Source organism: Streptomyces alfalfae (assembly GCF_004127445.1).
GTDB classification, from domain to species: domain Bacteria; phylum Actinomycetota; class Actinomycetes; order Streptomycetales; family Streptomycetaceae; genus Streptomyces; species Streptomyces alfalfae.
The window spans coordinates 299,636-317,226 of record NZ_QEXM01000043.1 but is presented as its reverse complement, the minus strand read 5'-3'; the positions used below and the strand labels follow the sequence as shown (position 1 = coordinate 317,226).

General features: G+C 72.5%; 10 protein-coding genes. 5 read left to right on the top strand and 5 right to left on the bottom strand.

Annotated features, from left to right (window positions below; translation table 11 throughout):
* Positions 1 to 2,394: a WD40/YVTN/BNR-like repeat-containing protein gene (locus DCW30_RS24335; RefSeq protein WP_079249920.1), complete on the bottom strand. Its 2,394-nt coding sequence runs from the start codon at positions 2,392 to 2,394 to the stop codon at positions 1 to 3.
* A gap of 226 nt (positions 2,395 to 2,620) precedes the next feature.
* On the opposite strand from DCW30_RS24335, the gene DCW30_RS24330 reads away from it, so the two are divergent.
* The 3 genes from DCW30_RS24330 to DCW30_RS24320 all read left to right on the top strand — a co-directional run bounded on the left by DCW30_RS24330 (position 2,621) and on the right by DCW30_RS24320 (position 6,341).
* Complete coding sequence (locus DCW30_RS24330) at positions 2,621 to 3,781, top strand: glycoside hydrolase family 5 protein (protein ID WP_237283333.1); 1,161 nt, start codon at positions 2,621 to 2,623, stop codon at positions 3,779 to 3,781.
* Positions 3,782 to 3,796: 15 nt separating this feature from the next.
* Complete coding sequence (locus DCW30_RS24325; protein ID WP_076683503.1) at positions 3,797 to 5,170, top strand: glycoside hydrolase family 6 protein; 1,374 nt, start codon at positions 3,797 to 3,799, stop codon at positions 5,168 to 5,170.
* 163 nt (positions 5,171 to 5,333) lie between these two features.
* The gene (locus tag DCW30_RS24320) at positions 5,334 to 6,341 is read left to right on the top strand and encodes a LacI family DNA-binding transcriptional regulator (RefSeq protein ID WP_062780476.1); all 1,008 of its coding nucleotides are present in this window, start codon (positions 5,334 to 5,336) and stop codon (positions 6,339 to 6,341) included.
* A 12-nt stretch (positions 6,342 to 6,353) separates the two neighbouring features.
* Here the strand turns inward: DCW30_RS24320 and DCW30_RS24315 are convergent, their stop codons facing one another.
* The 4 genes from DCW30_RS24315 to DCW30_RS24300 are packed head-to-tail and all read right to left on the bottom strand — an operon-like array spanning position 6,354 to position 11,998.
* Positions 6,354 to 8,336 (bottom strand): beta-galactosidase, encoded by a 1,983-nt coding sequence (locus tag DCW30_RS24315; protein ID WP_076683495.1) that lies wholly within the window; start codon positions 8,334 to 8,336, stop codon positions 6,354 to 6,356.
* 8 nt (positions 8,337 to 8,344) lie between these two features.
* Positions 8,345 to 9,271, bottom strand: a complete 927-nt coding sequence (locus tag DCW30_RS24310; RefSeq protein ID WP_076683494.1) for a carbohydrate ABC transporter permease — start codon at positions 9,269 to 9,271, stop codon at positions 8,345 to 8,347.
* Positions 9,268 to 10,320, bottom strand: a complete 1,053-nt coding sequence (locus DCW30_RS24305; RefSeq protein ID WP_076683493.1) for an ABC transporter permease — start codon at positions 10,318 to 10,320, stop codon at positions 9,268 to 9,270. The genes DCW30_RS24310 and DCW30_RS24305 overlap by 4 nt, the downstream gene beginning before the upstream one ends.
* A gap of 1 nt (position 10,321) precedes the next feature.
* Complete coding sequence (locus DCW30_RS24300) at positions 10,322 to 11,998, bottom strand: extracellular solute-binding protein (RefSeq protein WP_076683485.1); 1,677 nt, start codon at positions 11,996 to 11,998, stop codon at positions 10,322 to 10,324.
* 292 nt (positions 11,999 to 12,290) lie between these two features.
* Between DCW30_RS24300 and DCW30_RS24295 the strand changes: the two genes are divergently transcribed.
* Entirely contained in the window at positions 12,291 to 15,236 is a 2,946-nt protein-coding gene (locus DCW30_RS24295; protein ID WP_076683481.1) for a glycoside hydrolase family 3 C-terminal domain-containing protein, read from the top strand.
* Positions 15,233 to 17,530, top strand: coding sequence for an alpha-xylosidase (gene yicI, locus DCW30_RS24290; protein WP_076683479.1), 2,298 nt, complete (start codon positions 15,233 to 15,235; stop codon positions 17,528 to 17,530). Before DCW30_RS24295 ends, yicI begins: the two co-directional genes overlap by 4 nt.
* Positions 17,531 to 17,591 lie beyond the last annotated feature (61 nt).

The window sequence follows — 17,591 nt, the reverse complement described above, 5'->3', positions numbered from 1 at the left end:
TCACTTGGCCGCGGTGTCGCCGTAGACGATGCCGCGGCCGTTCGTCGACACGTACACCCGGCCGTAGACCTTCGGGTCCCCGGTGATGGCGGCTCCCGTCCAGCCCCACTGGCGCCGGTCGTCGTTGATCCGCACCCAGCTCGCCCCCGCGTTTGTGGAGCGGAAGACGCCGCGTACGCCGCCGATCCGCGCGCTGGTGTAGAGCGTCTGGTACGAGGCGCCGGGCGCGGCCTTGCCGAAGCCGATGGTGTCGGCCTCCTGGACACCGCCGACCTCGGTGAAGCGCGTGCCGCCGTCCGTGGAGTGCCACAGGCCGTACGCCCCGCCGGCCTTGCCGCCGGCCAGCCAGATGTCACCCCGCTTGCCGGGCACCGCCTGGAACTTCACCGGCCCCTCGGCGGGCAGCCCGGCCGACGCCTTCGCGGTGAAGGTGGCGCCGCCGTCCGTGCTGACGTAGAAGGCGCCGGCCTTGAAGCCGTAGAACCTCCTCGGATCGACCCGGTCCGCCTCGACCACCGCGCCCTGCGGGATGCCCTTCGCGGCCGTCCACGCCGAGCCGGGACCGGTGGCGGTGTGCACGCCCGCGCCCTGCGGGCTCCACACGAAGCGGCTCCCGTCGGCCGCGGCGGCGACCGTGCCGCCGCCCGTGACGCCCATGGGTTCCCGGCCGCCGGACCAGGTGGCGCCGTTGTCCGTGGAGAAGGCGACGCGGGGCGCCGCCTCGGCGTCGCCGGCCCGTACGACCGTGTCCGGCCTCGCCGCGGCGTAGTCGAGGCTCGTCGTGGAGGTGAAGTTCGGTGAGGTGTACATCAGCGGCGGCACCTTGGTCACGTCGGTGTGCCGGAAGCCGCCGATGTCGCCGAGCGCGCTCAGCAGGGGCGCCCCCGACGGGGGAGCGGCGAGGTCGTTGACGGCCGTCTCCTCCAGGCCCTTCACCATGGGCGTGATGGTGAACCTGGACCCGGGGGTGTCCCACTCGGTGAGGTTCTCCGTGCCGTAGACGGTGGCGCCCGTGCCGTACATCATCCGGTCGGAGTCGAACGGGTCGATCTCCAGGGACTCCGTCATCCACCCCAGCTTCGGGCTCTGCTCGGGCGGCGCGGGGCGCGCGCCCCAGGAGAGCCAGGGGACGGACGAGATGTCCATGGTGTAGCGGTTCTCGCGCGTGGGGTACGAGGAGTAGTCCCACGCCCGTGTCCAGTGGCCGCCGCTGTCCCTGGACCGGAAGATCTGGGTGTCGGGCCACCAGGAGCTGTAGCCGGTGACCATGACGGTGCCCGGGTGCTGCCGGTCGACGGTCAGGCCGCTGAAGCCGTAGTGGGTGTCGGCCTCGGCGACCGGGCTGACGTCCTTCCACTCGCCGGTCCGCGTCGCGTACCGCCAGACCTGCCCCTTGCCGCCGTCGTAGGGCCCCGCCCGGTCGCTGTAGGCGACGTAGAGGTAGCCGTTCTCCGCGTCGAGGACGCCTTTGTGGGCCAGCAGCCCGGTCGGCTGGCCCGCCACGCGCGACCAGCTGCCGCCGCCGTCGGTGGACCGGTAGACCGAGTTGGCCTTGTCGGCGACGCCCACGTAGACGGTCTGCGTCCGGCCCCCGCCGGGGGCCCGCGTCGACTCGTCGAACGTGACCCAGACGATGCCCTGGTTGTCGCTGTTGTAGCCGGTCGTGTCGCCGGGGTCCTGCCGGAAATCACCGGGGTTGGGGAAGTCCGTGACGTGCTTCCAGGTGGCTCCCGCGTCCGTGGAGCGCCACAGGCCCTTGCCGCTGGGCGCGCCCAGATAGAGCACGTCGTTGTCGTGCGGGTCGACCGCGAGGCGCTCGCCCATGCCGCGGCCCGGCATGTTGCCGCCGAGCTTGAACGGCAGGTCCGCCCTGCGCCAGGTCTCGCCCCGGTCGGCGGAGCGCAGCACGGCGCCGTTGCCGGGGTCCCAGTCGTTGGTGTAGGTGCCGACGGCCGCGTACACCCGGTCGGGGTCGACGGAGTCGGAGGCGAGGCTCACCACGCCGGTGTGTCCCCAGTCGTCCCAGCCGACCGAGTCGAGGAGCGGCTTCCAGGACTTCGACGCCTCCTGCCAGCGGTAGGCGCCGCCGATGTCGGTGCGGGCGTAGGCGAGGTCGCGCTCGGAGCGGTTGAAGACGATGCCGGGGACGAAGCCGCCCCCGTCGACGCGCACGTTCTTCCAGTCGTACTTCGCGGTCTTCCTGTACGGCGCGGCTTTCTCGTGCGGCGCGGCCCTGCGGCCGGCCGTGTCGAGGTCGTACGTCACGGCGGCGGGCCCGGCGCCGGCGGTGTGGTCGTCGGCGGTCGCCACCGGGCCGCCGGCGAGCAGCCCGCCGAGCAGGCCGATGAGGGCGGGGAGCGCGCGGGCTCTGTGCGCGCGGAGCGCAGGGGGCATGGGGGGTCCCTTCGCACGACAGCGGTGTGGGAGCGCTCCCAAGGTCGGGGCGGTCACGGGAGGTTGTCAAGACGTCTCGCGTGCCCGGAGTCGTCGTACGGACGCAATTGAGACGGGAGGAAATTTCCGGGGGAGGCGGCAACCTTTCCCGCACCCTGCGGTGACTGACCGTCAGAGCCGACCCGGCACCGGCGCCGAAGACCGACGGACCGACAAGGAGCCGCTCGTGACCCGACCCGCCCCGCGCCTGACCCGCCTGCTCCGCCCGCCCCGCCTGTCCTGCCTGCTCCGCCCGCTCGCCGTCCTCGCGGGAACGCTGCTCCTGGCCGGCGGCCTCACCGCGCCGGCCGTGTCACTCCCCGCGGCGGCCGGGGCGCCGCCCGTCCTGCGCGCCGAGGGCAACCGCCTCGTCGACGAGGGCGGCGCCGCCCACCGCCTGCTCGGCGTCAACCGCTCCGGCGGCGAGTTCGCCTGTGTGCAGGGGTGGGGCTTCTTCGACGGTCCCGTCGACGACGCCTCCGTGCGCGCCATCGCCGACTGGAACGCCAACACCGTACGCATCCCGCTCAACGAGGAGTGCTGGCTCGGTGCCGCCAACATCGACCCCCGCTACCGGGGCGCCGCCTACCGCTCCGCCGTCGACGGCCTGGTCCAGAAGGTCAAGGCCCACGGCATGACCCCGATCGTCGAACTGCACTGGACCCACGGCCTGTACACCGGCAACTCCGCGGGCTGCTCCGACGTCCACGCGAGCTGCCAGAAGCCGATGCCGAACGCCCGGCACACCCCCGCCTTCTGGACCTCGGTCGCCGAGACGTACAAGAACGACCCCGAAGTCGTCTTCGACCTCTTCAACGAGCCCTACCCCGACCGCGCCACCCCCACCGCCGCCCAGGCGTGGACCTGCTGGCGCGACGGCGGCACCTGCCCCGGCATCGGCTACGAGGTCGCCGGGATGCAGGACCTCCTGGACGCCGTGCGCGCCACGGGCGCCCGCAACCTCGTGCTCGCCGCGGGCATCGCGTACTCCAACGACCTGAGCGGTTGGCTCGAACACGCCCCCAGGGACCCGGCGGACAATCTCGCCGCGGCCTGGCACGTCTACAACTTCAACGCCTGCGCGGACGAGTCCTGCTGGAACCGCACCCTCGCCCCCGTCGCCGCGAAGATCCCGCTGGTGGCGGGCGAGATCGGCGAGAACACCTGCGGGCACGGGTTCATCGACCGCGTCATGACGTGGTTCGACGACCGCTCCCTCTCCTACCTCGGCTGGACCTGGAACGCCTGGGACTGCTCATCGGGCCCGGCCCTGATCCGCTCCTACGACGGCACACCCACCCCGTTCGGCACCGGGCTGCGCGACCACCTGCGCGCCCTCGACACCTGAGAGGCAGGACCAGACATGAGCCGCAACCGACCCCGCACCCGCACGCACCGCAGATCGCGCACGTTACTGCTCGCCCTGTCCACCGCGCTGGCCGTCAGCGCCGGCACCGCCGCCGCGCTCCCCGACGACAGTCCGGCGGCGGCCGCCGCCCGCGTCGACAACCCCTACGCGGGGGCCAAGCCGTACGTGAACCCCGAGTGGTCCGCGAAGGCCGCCGCCGAGCCGGGCGGCAGGGCGGTGTCCGACCAGCCCACCGGCGTCTGGCTGGACCGGATCGCCGCCATCAAGGGCGGCAACGGCAAGATGGGCCTGCGCCAGCACCTCGACGCGGCCCTCCAGCAGCGGGCGGACCTCGTCCAGCTCGTCATCTACAACCTGCCGGGACGCGATTGCGCGGCCCTCGCCTCCAACGGCGAACTCGGCCCCGCCGAGATCGACCGCTACAAGAAGGAGTACATCGACCCGATCGCGGCCATCCTCGCCGACGGCAAGTACGCGAACCTGCGCATCGTCACGACCGTCGAGATCGACTCGCTGCCCAACCTCGTCACCAACACCTCGGGCCGCCCCACCGCGACACCCCAGTGCGACGTGATGAAGGCCAACGGCAACTACGTCAAGGGCGTCGGCTACGCCCTCGGCAAGCTCGGCGACGCGCCGAACGTCTACAACTACGTCGACGCGGGCCACCACGGCTGGATCGGCTGGGACGACAACTTCGCCGCCTCCGCGCAGGTCTTCCGCCAGGCCGCGACCGCCGAGGGCGCCACCGTCGACGACGTGCACGGTTTCATCACCAACACCGCCAACTACAGCGCCCTGAAGGAGGACAACGTCCGGATCGGCGACACCGTGGCGGGCCGTTCGGTGCGCGAGTCCAAGTGGGTGGACTGGAACCGCTACACCGACGAGCTCTCCTTCGCCCAGGCCTTCCGCAACCAGCTGGTCTCCACCGGCTTCCGCTCCGACATCGGCATGCTCATCGACACCTCCCGCAACGGCTGGGGCGGCTCGGCGCGTCCCACGGGCCCCGGCCCGACGTACGACGTCAACGCCTATGTGGAAGCCGGCCGTTACGACCGCCGCATCCACATCGGCAACTGGTGCAACCAGGCGGGCGCGGGCCTCGGCGAGCGGCCGAAGGCGGCGCCGGAGCCGGGCATCGACGCCTATGTGTGGATGAAGCCCCCGGGGGAGTCCGACGGCTCCAGCAAGGCCATCCCGAACGACGAGGGCAAGGGCTTCGACCGGATGTGTGACCCCACGTACGAGGGCAACCCGCGCAACAACCACAACAAGTCCGGCGCCCTGCCCGACGCGCCGGTCTCGGGCCACTGGTTCTCCGCCCAGTTCCAGCAGCTCCTGAAGAACGCGCACCCCGCGCTGTAGTTCTCCTCGTGCGGCCCCAGGGGCGAGTCGAAGCGCTTCGACTCGCCCCTGGACTTGTCGTGGGCGCACACATAAGGTCGAACCCCAACTGCGCCTATGCCAAGGCGGCATGCGTCGAAGCGGTTCACCGCGACGCGCCGCCCCGACCGGACCGGAGAGCTGCATGGTCACCCTAGCCGAGGTCGCCGAGCACGCGGGAGTCTCGGCCAGCACGGTGAGCTACGTCCTCAGCGGCAAGCGGTCGATCTCCACCCGGACCCGTGAGCGCGTCGAGCGCAGCATCGAGCAGCTCGGATACCACCCGAACGCCGGCGCCCGCGCCCTGGCCAGCAGCAGGTCCAACGTCATCGCCCTGATGATGCCGCTGCGCACCGACATGTACGTGCCGGTGATGATGGAGATCGCCATCGCCGTCGCCACCTCGGCCCGCGCCCACGGGTACGACGTGCTGCTCCTGACCGGCGACGAGGGCCCCGCGGCCGTGCGCCGCGTGGCGGGCAGCGGCCTCGCCGACGCGATGATCCTCATGGACGTCGAGCTGGACGACGAGCGGCTCCCGCTCCTGCGCGACAGCGCCCGGCCCGCGGTGCTCATCGGCCTGCCCTCCGACACGGCGGGCCTGACCTGCGTCGACCTGGACTTCGTGGCGACGGGCGCGCTCTGCGTGGAGCACCTGGCCGGGCTCGGCCACCGGGACATCGCCGTCATCGGCGAGGCGCCCGCCGTCTACGAACGCCACACCGGCTTCGCCGAGCGCACCCTGGAGGGCCTGCGCGGCAGGGCCCGCGACCTGGGTGTGCGGCTGCTGCACCGGCCCTGCGACCCGGGGTATGGGCCGACCTCGGCCACCCTCGCCCGCGTCTTCGACGAGCGGCCGGGCACCACGGGCTTCGTCGTGCAGAACGAGTCGGCCGTGGAGCCGCTGCTCGGGCTGCTGCGCCAGCAGGGCCGCGCCGTGCCCGAGGACGTCTCGGTGATCGCGGTCTGCCCCGACCAGGTGGCCCTCCAGGCGTCGGTGCGGCTCACCTCGGTCTCCATTCCCGCCGAGGAGATGGGCCGCAGGGCCGTGGAGCGGATCGTCGCCAAGCTGGCGGGGGACGACGCCGACGACGTCACGCTGATCGCACCGGAGCTGACGGTGCGGGCCAGCACGGGGAACGCCCCCGGCTGACCCGGGCCGCCGTCACCGCGGGGCGGCCTCCCGCAGCACCGCCACCCCGTGGCGGCCGAGCGTGAGCGCCCCCTCGACGGTGTCGCCGGACAGCAGCTCGCGGTGGCGCCCCGGCACGCGGACGCGCACCTCGCCGCGGCCGTGGTGCAGCAGGAACAGCAGGTCACCGCGGCGCACGGCCTCCACTCCCCGGGGGAGGGCGTCGAGCGGAGGCCGTGCGCCCGCCTGGGCCGCCGCCCGCGCCAGCAGGTCGCGCAGGGCGGCGGGCGCGGGAAGCGTGGAGACGTACCGGGCACGGCCCCGGCGCAGCACCGCGGGCCTGCCGTCGAGCTCGCCGCCCCGGTAGGAGGCCTCCGGCACGGCGTCCCGCGCGGGGACCAGCTCCTCCGACCACAGGGTGCCCGTGAACTCCCCGCAGTCGACGCTCTCACCGGCGTCGAGCGGCCACCACTCGCGCACGGCGCGGATGCCGAGGAGGGCCCGGAGCCGGGCGTCCATGCCGCCGGGCCGCACCCGGTCGTCGTGATCGGCCACCCCGGTGAAGAAGCCGCAGACCAGGCTGCCGCCGCCCTGCGCGTACGCGATGAGGTTGTCGATCGCGGTGTCGGTGAGGAGGTACAGGTGCGGGACGACGACCAGCTTGTACGGGGACAGGTCGTGCGCGGGGTGGGCGAAGTCGGCCACCAGGTGCGCGTCCCACAGGGCGCCGTGCCACGCCGTCAGCACCTCCGCGTGGTCGAGCAGGTCGGAGGGGCGGCCCTCCTGTTGCCCCGCCCACCAGGATTCCCAGTCGTGCAGGACGGCCACATCCGCGGGGACGCGCCCGCCGCTCACCTCGCCGCCGAGCCGCGCCAGCTCGGCGCCCAGGCGCTTCACCTCCTGGAAGGTGCGGCTCTCCGCGCCCGCGTGGCCGACCATGCCCGAGTGGAACTTCTCCGCGCCCTGCCGGGACTGCCGCCACTGGAAGTAGCAGACGGCGTCCGCGCCGCGCGCCACGGCCTGCCAGGACCAGAGGCGGTTCAGCCCGGCCGGCTTGGGGTGGTTCACACCGCGCCAGTCGACGGGCCCCGCCGCCTGCTCCATCAGCATCCACGGGCCGCCGCCGGCCTGCGAGCGCGTGAGGTCCTGGACGAGGGCGCCGTGCCGGCCGCCCAGCGGGTCCTTGGGGTCGGGGTAGACGTCCACCGACACCACGTCCTCCTCGGCCGCCCACCTCCAGCCGTCCTGGCCCGACCAGAGCGGCATGAAGTTGGTCGTCACCGGCAGGTGCGGGGTGTGGGCGCGGACGATGTCGCGCTCGGCGAGGAAGCACTCGAGGAGCGCGTCCGACGTGAAGCGCTTGAAGTCCAGCACGTGAGTGGGGTTCTTCCGGTAGTGGGCGCGGCGCGGCGGCAGGACCTCCTGCCAGTCGTCGTAACCCTGCCCCCAGAAGGCGGTGCCCCACGCGGTGTTGAGCGCGCCGAGCGAGGTGTACCGCGCCCGCAGCCAGCGGCGGAAGGCGGCCGCCGCCTCGTCGCCCCAGTCGTAGGTGCAGTATTCGTTGTTGATGTGCCACATGCGCAGCGCCGGGTGGTGGGCGTAGCGCGCGGCCAGGTCCTCGGTGATGGCGGCGGCGTGACAGCGGTAGACGGCGCTGGAGTGCGCGAAGTGCTGGCGCGAGCCCCACCACTCGATCCGCCCGTTCTCGTCGCGGGGCAGCGTCTCGGGGTGGAGCCGGCCGAGCCACGGCGGGGGAGCGGAGGTCGGCGTGGCGAGGACGACGCCGATGCCGTGCGCGTCCATGAGGTCCATCAGCCGGTCGAGCCAGCCGAAGTCCCGTGCTCCCGGCCGGGGTTCGAGCCTGGCCCAGGAGAAGACGCCGAGGGTGACGGAGGTGACCGACGCCTCGCGCATCAGCGCGACGTCGTCGTGCCAGACCTCCTCGGGCCACTGCTCGGGGTTGTAGTCGCCGCCGAACAGGACGCGGCCGCGGGTGGTGTCGTCGAGGGAAGGCATCGGTGGGATCAGCCCTTCACGGCGCCGGTGAGCATGCCTTGTCTGAAGTGCCGCTGCACGAACGGCGAGAGGACGGCGACCGGGAGCAGCGCCAGGACCATCACGGCCATCTGGATGGCGAGCGGCGACAGGTGCCCGGTGGTGATGGCCTGGCCGAGGCCGCTCGGCCGCTGCTGCTTGATCACGAGCTGCTGCATGACGTTCTGCAGCGGCATCATGTCCGGGTCGCTGAGGTAGATGGACGCGTTGAACCACGCGCTCCAGTACCCCACCGCGTAGAAGAGGGTGATCACCGCGATCACCGCGCGCGAGAGCGGCATGACGATCCGCCACAGGATGCGCAGGTCGCCCGCGCCGTCGATGCGGGCGCTCTCGATCAGCTCCTGCGCCGTTCCCATGAAGAACGCCCGCAGGACCAGGATGTTGAAGACGTTCAGGGCGCTCGGCAGGATCAGCGACAGATAGCTGTCGGTCAGGCCGAGCCCCTGCACCACCAGGTAGGTGGGGATGAGCCCCGCCCCGAAGAACATCGTGGCGACGACGACCAGCAGGATCGGCCGGTGCAGCACGGACCCGGGCCGTGAGAGGCCGTAGGCGCACAGGACGGACACCACCATGCTGAAGAGGGTGCCGACGACCGTGACGCCGACGCTGACCAGCGCGGCCCGGGACACCTGGCCGCCGCTCAGCAGCTCCTGGTAGTGGAGGAAGGTGACGCCGCGCGGGATCACCACCAGGCCGCCCGTCTCGGTGATCGTGCGCACCGAGGAGAGGCTGGTGACGACCACCACCCACACGGGGAAGAGGACGGCGAGGCAGACCAGGGCCAGCGTCACCCCCTTGGTGGCGAGGCCGGCGCGGGTCGGCGGCTCCTCCCACACCGGGCGCAGCCCGGACCTGCTGCCCGGCTTGATGCCGAGGTTCAGCACGCTCACCGCTTGTACACCCCCTGCTCGCCCATCAGATGGGCGGCCTTGTTGGCCGCGAGCACCATCAGGAGGCCGAAGACCCCCTTGACGATGCCGATGGCGGCGCCGTAGCCGAAGTTGCCGTTGTCCAGGCCGGTGTTCCACACGTAGGTGTCGAGGACCTCGGAGGCGGAGGGGCCCACCGCCGCGCGCTGGAGCAGGATCTGCTCGAAGCCGACCGTGAGCGCGTTGCCGACCTGGAGCACGAGCAGCAGCGCCACGACCGGGCGCAGCGCCGGCAGCTGGATGTGCCACATGCGCCGCCAGCGGTTCGCGCCGTCCATCGCGGCGGCCTCGTACAGCTCGGGGCTGACCGCGGCGAGCGCGGCGAGGAAGACGATGACGCCCCACCCCGCGTCCTTCCACACCATCTCGAAGGTGACGAGGAACTTGAACAGCCCCGGGTCGGTCATGAGGTCGAAGCCGTCGTGCCCGTGGTCCCGCAGCACCTGGGCGACGAGGCCCGCCCCGCCGAACATCTGCTGGAAGACGGTGATGACCAGGACCCAGGAGAAGAAGTGCGGCAGGTACAGGATCGCCTGGGCGACGGCCCGCACCCGGGGCCGCACGAAGCTGTTGACGAACAGCGCTAGCAGGACCGGCACCGGGAAGAACAGCGTGAGCTGGATCGCGAAGATGGCGAAGGTGTTCCTGACCGCCTGCCAGAACAGCCGGTCCTCCGCCATGTGCCGGAAGTGCTCGAAGCCGATCCACGGGCTCTGCGACATGGCCTGGAAGGCGTTGTCCGCGATGTAGGGGTCGTAGTCCTGGAAGGCGACGACGTTGCCGATCAGCGGCACGTAGGTGAAGACGAGCAGGAGAAGCAGCGCGGGAAGGACCATCAGGAGCAGGACCCGGTCGCGGCGCAGCCGGTGGCGCAGCGGGACGCGGCCGCCGGCCTCGCGCGCACCGCAGGCGCGCGCGGCGCGGGAAGCGCGGGAGCGGGGCGGACGGCCGGGCGGGTCGGGCGCCTTCTCGTCCGTGGCGCCGCGCGCCCCGGCTGTGGTGTGTGCCATCTCAGGCCGCCGAGTCGCCGGTCTCGTCCAGGAGCTCGCGGTACCAGTCGCGCAGCTTGTCGCCGCCGCCCGACTTCCAGTCCGAGGCGGCGCGCTGCATGTCGGAGACCTTCTTGCGGCCGCGCACGACGTCCTTCTCCAGGTCCTCGAACTCGGCGTTCAGCTCGGTGTACCGCGTCGGCTCGATGATCATCATGCCGTGGAAGAGCGGCTTCCTCGTGTGCTCGCCCTGCCGCTGCTGCCACCGGACCATGCCGCGGGTGACGTCGGGCAGATCGGCGTAGGCGACGAAGGGCGCGGGGGAGGCGAGGTACTCGTAGGTGGAGAACACCTCGTCGTTGCCCTTGCCGTTCTTGGTGAGCACCCCGTCCTCGTAGGTGTGGTGGACGCCCTCGACGCCGTACATCCGCAGGCGCTGCTCCTTGGAGCCGTAGGGCGCCGCCGTGAAGTCGGCGAGGGCGAGGATGTCGCGGACGGTCCTCTCGTCGGCCTTCTCGCTGATGAACGTCCAGATGTCGGCCGGTGGGCGCGCGTACAGGGTGGGGTCGCCGCCGTCGGGGGCGAAGTAGTCGAACGCCTCCATGCGGAACTTCTTGTCCTCCACGCGCTGCACGGCGGCCTTGCCGTACCAGTCGGACAGGTCCTGGCAGTACATCCACACCTTGCCGGCGGCACACAGGTCGCCGATGCTGCCGGTCTCGGCCTTCGCGTCGGGGTGGACGAAGCCGGCGGAGTAGAGCTTGCGCGACCACTCCAGGGCTTCGAGGTAGGCGTCGGTCTCGTAGCGGTTGACGAGCTTGCCGTCGACGAGCTGCCAGTAGTACGGCTTCTCCGGCAGCACGCCGAAGATGTTCCAGGCGGCCCAGGTCATGTCGCCGCACGCCCACACCTTGCTCCCGGGCGCGTTGAGCTGCTTGCACAGGTCGTAGAACTCCTGGGCGCTGGTGGGCGCTTCGAGCCCCTCCTCCTCGAAGAGGTCCGTGCGGTAGAAGGGCGCGATGTTCGGCGTGGTGGCGGCGGGCATCGGCAGTCCGCGCAGCTTGCCGCCGAAGACGGAGCGCCGCCAGGCGCCGGTGGGGATCGCGGCGAGGTTCGGGTACTGCTCGACCCTGTCGCCGCTCAGATAGGGGCCGAGGTCGGCGAACTTGTTGGCGATGGCGCTCGGTATCTTGCCGGTCAGCTCCCAGCCGGGCACCACCACGGCGTCCGGGACGCCGCTGGAGGCGAGGACGGCGCCGAGTTTCTGGCCGTAGGTGTCACCCTGCTGGTTCTGCCAGGTGACGCGGACGCCCGCCGCCTCGTCCATGGCCTTCCAGTAGGGGTTGCCCTGTTTGGGCACGTTCCCCCAGATCGGCGCCATGACGGTGAACTCGCCGCCCCTGCCCAGCTTCTTCGGCACCGACGTCTTGAGCTCGGCCGCGGGCAGGGCCTTGGTGAAACCCGCGGCCGAGCCGTTCCTGGCCGGGATGTCCGGGGCGACGAGGTCCGAGGCGACGTACGCCGGGAGCAGGTCCTTGAGCTTCTTCCCCGTCGTGGCGCCCTCGTTCTTCGACCCGCCGCCCCCGCAGGCCGTGAGCAGCGGTGCCCCGCCGGCCACGGCGAGCGCGGCGAGCCCGGAGGAGGCGAGGAACGTTCTCCGGTCGGGTCCGGAGCCTGTGGAGGGGGAGTTCGACGTCATTGCTCAACCCTTCGTGGCGCGCGCCCTGACACGCGGCAGTGACCGCCGGTCGGCTTTCGAAGCGCTTCGATGTTGCAGCGAGGCTAGGTGACCGCCTCGGACGTCACAAGAGTCGTACGCGAATTGCTCGTCATTGCAACGGAGTTGGGCTCTCCATAGCGATGGGGGCCGGTTGCCGTGGGTCGTGTCGCTCGTCTTGACATGTGGTGGGACAGCCAAGAGCATCGAAGCGCTTCGAGGAATGCGTCTTCCGTTTCACCGCCCAGCCGCCGCCCGCCGAGGGGACCCGCACGTGACCGAGAGCCCGCCCCCGTTCCGCGATCCCGGACTGCCGCTGGACAAGCGCGTGGACGATCTGCTGTCCCGCCTGACGGCCGACGAGCGCGTCACGCTGCTGCACCAGTACGCGCCCGCCGTCGACCGGCTCGGCGTCGCGGCGTTCCGCACCGGCCAGGAGGCCCTGCACGGCGTCGCCTGGATGGGCCGGGCGACGGTCTTCCCACAGGCAGTCGGGCTGGGCGCGACCTGGAACGACGGCCTCCTGCGCAGGGTCGGCGAGGCCGTCGCCGTCGAGGCGCGTGCCATGCGCTCGCGCGACCCCCGCGTCGGCCTCAACGTCTGGGCGCCCACTGTCAACCTGCTGCGCCATCCGCTGTGGGGCAGGAACGAGGAGGGCTACGCGGAGGACCCGCACCTGACCTCCGCCCTCGCCGCCGCGTTCACCCGCGGCCTGCGCGGCGACCACCCGACGTACTGGCGCACCGCGCCGGTCCTCAAGCACTGGCTCGCGCACAACAACGAGACGCTGCGGGACACCGCGAACGCCTCCGTCCGGCCGCGCGTCCTGCACGAGTACGACCTGCGCGCCTTCCGCACCGCCGTCGAGGCGGGCGCCGTCGCCGGGGTGATGCCCGCCTACAACCTCGTGAACGGCCGCCCCAACCACGTATCGCCCCATCTGCGCGGGGAGTTGCGGCGCTGGACCGACGAGGAGCTGCTGGTCTGCTCCGACGCGGGCGCGCCGAGCAACCTCGTCGACTCGCAGCACTACTTCGACACCCACGAGGAGGCCGTCGCCGCGGCGCTCCTCGCCGGCGTCGACAGCTTCACCGACCACGGGACCGACCCGGGGATCATCGTGGGCCGCCTGCGGCGCGCGCTGGCCCGCACCCTGCTGACCGGGGCCGACGTCGAGACGGCCGTGCGCAGGCACCTCACCGTCCGCTTCCGGCTCGGCGAGTTCGACCCCGACGGCGGCCCGTACGAGGTGACGGACGCGCGCGGCGTCGACATGGCGGCACACCGGGAGCTGGCCCGCGAGGCCGCCGAGCAGGCCGTCGTCCTGCTCAAGAACGACGGCCTGCTGCCCCTCGCGCCCCCCGCCGGGGACGCCCGCGTCGCGGTCGTCGGAATCCTCGCCGACGAGTGCAAGGCCGACTGGTACAGCGGCACCCTGATCCGCCGCAGCTCCCTGCTCGACGGGTTGCGCGACCGCTTCGGCGCCGACCGGGTGACCTTCGCCGAGGGCGCGGACCGGGTGCGCCTGAAGTGCGCGGGCGGCTGGCTGCGCGTGCCCGCGTCCGGCGCCGCCGCCCTGGCGCGAGCCGCGGGGGGCGCCCTGGACCCGGCGCTCGTGCCGGGCCGCACCGACCTGCCGCCGCTGGCCGTCACCGGGGACGGCGCACAGGCCACCGAGTTCGCCCTCGTCGACTGGGGCGAGGGGGCGTGGACGCTGCGGGCGCCGGACGGGCGGTACCTCTCCGTGGCCGGTGACGGCTTCGTGCGGGCGTCGGCCGACCAGCCGGGCGGCTGGGTGGTGCAGGAGACGTTCGAGCTGGTGGGGCAGGGGGAGGGGAGCGGGGGCGAGCGCGGTGACGGGCGTGGGGACGGGGACGGGCACGGGGACGGGCACCTCCTCCGGCACATCGGGACGGGTGGGTACGTCTCAGTCGCCGCCGGCGGCGTGAAGGTTGCCGAGGACGGCGAACCCGTGCCCGCCGGCCGCGCCGAGGCCGTCACGGTCGAGGTCCTGGAGCGCGGGGAGGACGCGGTGCGCCGTGTGGCCGCCGCCGCCCACACCGTGATCGTCGTCGCGGGCAACGATCCGCACATCAACGGCCGCGAGACCCAGGACCGCACCACCCTCGCCCTGCCGCCGCACCAGGAGCGGCTGTGGCGCGCGGCCCGTGCCGCGCAGCCGCGCACCGCGCTCGCCCTGGTCAGCGCCTACCCCTACGCGGTCGCCGACGCCCACGCCGAGCTGCCCGCGCTGCTGTGGACCGCGCACGGCGGGCAGGCGGGGGGCACGGCGCTCGCCCGCGTGATCGCCGGTGACGTCTCCCCGGCGGGCCGCCTCCCGCAGACCTGGTACGCCGCCGACACCGACCTGCCCGGCCTGTTCGACTACGACATCATCGGCTCCCGGCAGACCTACCTCTACTTCGACGGCACCCCGCTCTACCCCTTCGGGCACGGCCTCGGCTACTCCTCCTTCGCGTACGGCGACCTCGCGGCCGAGCGCGACGGCGACACCCTGGACGCCGCGTTCACCGTTGCCAACACCGGGTCCCGCACCGCCGACGAGGTGGCGCAGCTCTACGCCCGCGCACCCCGCCGGGCCGTCGTGGATCTGCCGCACCGGCGGCTCGTCGGCCACCGCCGCGTCACCCTCGCCCCGGGGGCACGGCAGCGGCTGGTGTTCCGGGTGCCCGTGACCGACCTGGGGTTCTGGGACGTGCGGCACGACCGCTGGACGGTGGCGCCGGGCACCCACGAACTACAGGCGGGTGCGTCGAGCCGGGACATCCGCCTGTCCGTGCCCGTCGACCTCGAAGGGCACGCCATCGACGCCAGGCCGGTACAGGGGGCCGGCCTGGCGGCCGTCGGCTACGACGCCCAGCGCGGCACCGAGATCGTCGACCGGAGCAGAACGTCGGGCGACGCCGTGCGGGCCCTCGACGGCGGCGTCGGGGAGCTGCACTTCCACGCCTGCGACTTCGGCGAGGGGACCGCCGCCGTCACGGTCGAGGCGGCGGGCGAGGGCGCCGTCGACCTCATCGCGGGCAGCACCGCCACCACCGTCACCGTGCCGCGCACCGGCGGTGTGTACGACTACACCTCGTGTGCCTCGGGGTTCGCCGTGTCCGGCGTGCGCGACCTGCGCGTACGGCTGCGCGGCCCCGTCAGGCTCGCACGCCTGACCTTCACCGGCACCGCAGAGCGGGGAGACACCGCATGAAGTTCACCGACGGATTCTGGCTGATGCGTGACGGGGTGAACGCCTCGTACGCCACCGAGGTGCGCGACGTCGAGGAGGGCGAGGGGCGGTTCACCGCCTACGCCGCCGTGCGACCGGTGCGGGAGCGCGGCGACACCCTCAACTCGGCCCTCATCACCGTCGAGTGCTTCTCGCCCGCCGAGGGAGTGATCGGTGTGCGGTCCGTGCACCACGCGGGGAAGGCCCGGCGCGGCCCCGACTTCGGGGTCGAGGCCACGGGGAGCGCGGGGCGCGTCTCCCGCGAGGGCGCCGTCGTCGAACTCGCCAGCGGGCCGCTCACCCTCCGCCTGGACACCGCGGGCCCCTGGGGCATGGAGTTCCTCGACGCCGAGGGGCGCGCGCTGACCGCCGTGGAGCGCAGGGGCGCCGGCTTCGCCACGACGCCCGACGGCGCCCACCACATGGTCACCCAACTCGCCCTCGGGGTGGGCGAGTGCCTGTACGGGCTCGGCGAGCGCTTCACCCCGTTCGTCAGGAACGGCCAGAGCGTCGACATCTGGCAGGCCGACGGCGGCACCAGCAGCGAGCAGGCGTACAAGAACGTCCCCTTCCACCTCTCCTCCCGCGGCTACGGCGTCTTCGTCAACCACCCCGGCAAGGTCTCCTACGAGATCGGCTCCGAGGCGGTCGGACAGGTCCAGTTCAGCGTCGAGGACCAGTCGGTCGAGTACTACGTCATCGCCGGACCCACCCCCAAGGACGTCCTGCGCCGCTACACCGCGCTCACCGGCCGCCCCGCCCTGCCGCCCGCCTGGTCCTTCGGTCTCTGGCTCTCCACCTCCTTCTGCACCGACTACGACGAGGAGACGGTCACCGGCTTCGTCGACGGCATGGCCGCACGCGATTTGCCGCTCAGCGTCTTCCACTTCGACTGCTTCTGGATGCGCGAGCACCAGTGGACCGACTTCCGCTGGGACCCCGCCGTCTTCCCCGACCCGCGGGCCATGCTGAAGCGGCTGCGCGAGCGCGGGTTGCGGGTGAGCGTGTGGATCAACCCCTACATCGCGCAGAAGTCCGCGCTCTTCGCCGAGGCCGCCGCCAAGGGGCACCTCGTCAAGCGGCCGAACGGCGACATCTGGCAGTGGGACCTGTGGCAACCCGGCATGGCGCTGGTCGACTTCACCGACCCGGCCGCCCGCGCCTGGTACGCCGACCAGCTGCGGGACCTGCTGGACCAGGGCGTCGACTGCTTCAAGACCGACTTCGGCGAGCGGGTGCCCACCGACGTCGTCTGGCACGACGGCTCCGACCCCGAGCGCATGCACAACTACTACACGCAGCTCTACAACAGCACGGTCTTCGAGGTCCTGGAGAAGGAGCGGGGAGCCGGCGAGGCCGTCCTGTTCGCCCGCTCCGCCACCGCGGGCGGCCAGCAGTTCCCCGTGCACTGGGGCGGTGACTGCTTCGCCTCGCTCGGGGCCATGGCCGAGTCGCTGCGCGGCGGCCTCTCGCTCTCGCTCAGCGGCTTCGGCTTCTGGAGCCACGACATCGGCGGCTTCGAGGGCACTCCCGACCCGGTGGTCTTCAAGCGCTGGCTCGCCTTCGGCCTGCTGTCCTCGCACAGCCGCCTGCACGGCAACGTCTCCTACCGGGTGCCGTGGGCGTTCGGGGACGAAGCGGTCGACGTGGCGCGGAAGTTCACCCGCCTCAAGCACCGGCTCATGCCCTACCTGTACGGGGCCGCGGCCGAGGCCCACCGCGACGGCGTGCCCGTGATGCGGCCGATGCTCCTGGAGTTCCCCGCCGACCCGGCCTGCCGCACCCTGGACCGGCAATACATGCTCGGCCCCGACCTGCTCGTCGCCCCCGTCTTCAGCGCCGAGGGCGACGTGGAGTTCTACCTGCCCGAGGGCACCTGGACCCACCTGCTCACCGGAGAGCGCGTCCGGGGCCCCGGCTGGCGCCGCGAGACCCACGGCTTCGACAGCCTCCCGCTGTACGTGCGCCCGGGCGCCCTGCTGCCGCTCGGCTCCGACGAGCGACGCCCCGACGGCGACTGGCTGGCGGAGCCGACGCTGCTCGCCACCCCCGAGACGGCGCCCGGCAGCACGTACGACGTCGAGGTCACCGTACCCGACCTGCGAGGACGCCCCGCCGCGACCTTCCGCGCCACCCGGCACGGCGACGGCGTCAACGTCCGCGCCACGGGCGTCACTCGGCCCTTCCGCGTCCGCACCGCCGACGGGCGCGTGTCCGCCCACGGGGAGACGGAGGTGACCCTGCCCGATGTCTTCACGGTCCCGGAGACCGGCTAGAGTGCGCGATTCCGATACGGGCAGACCGGCGCGCCCCACCGTGGGCGCCGCGCCGGGGACC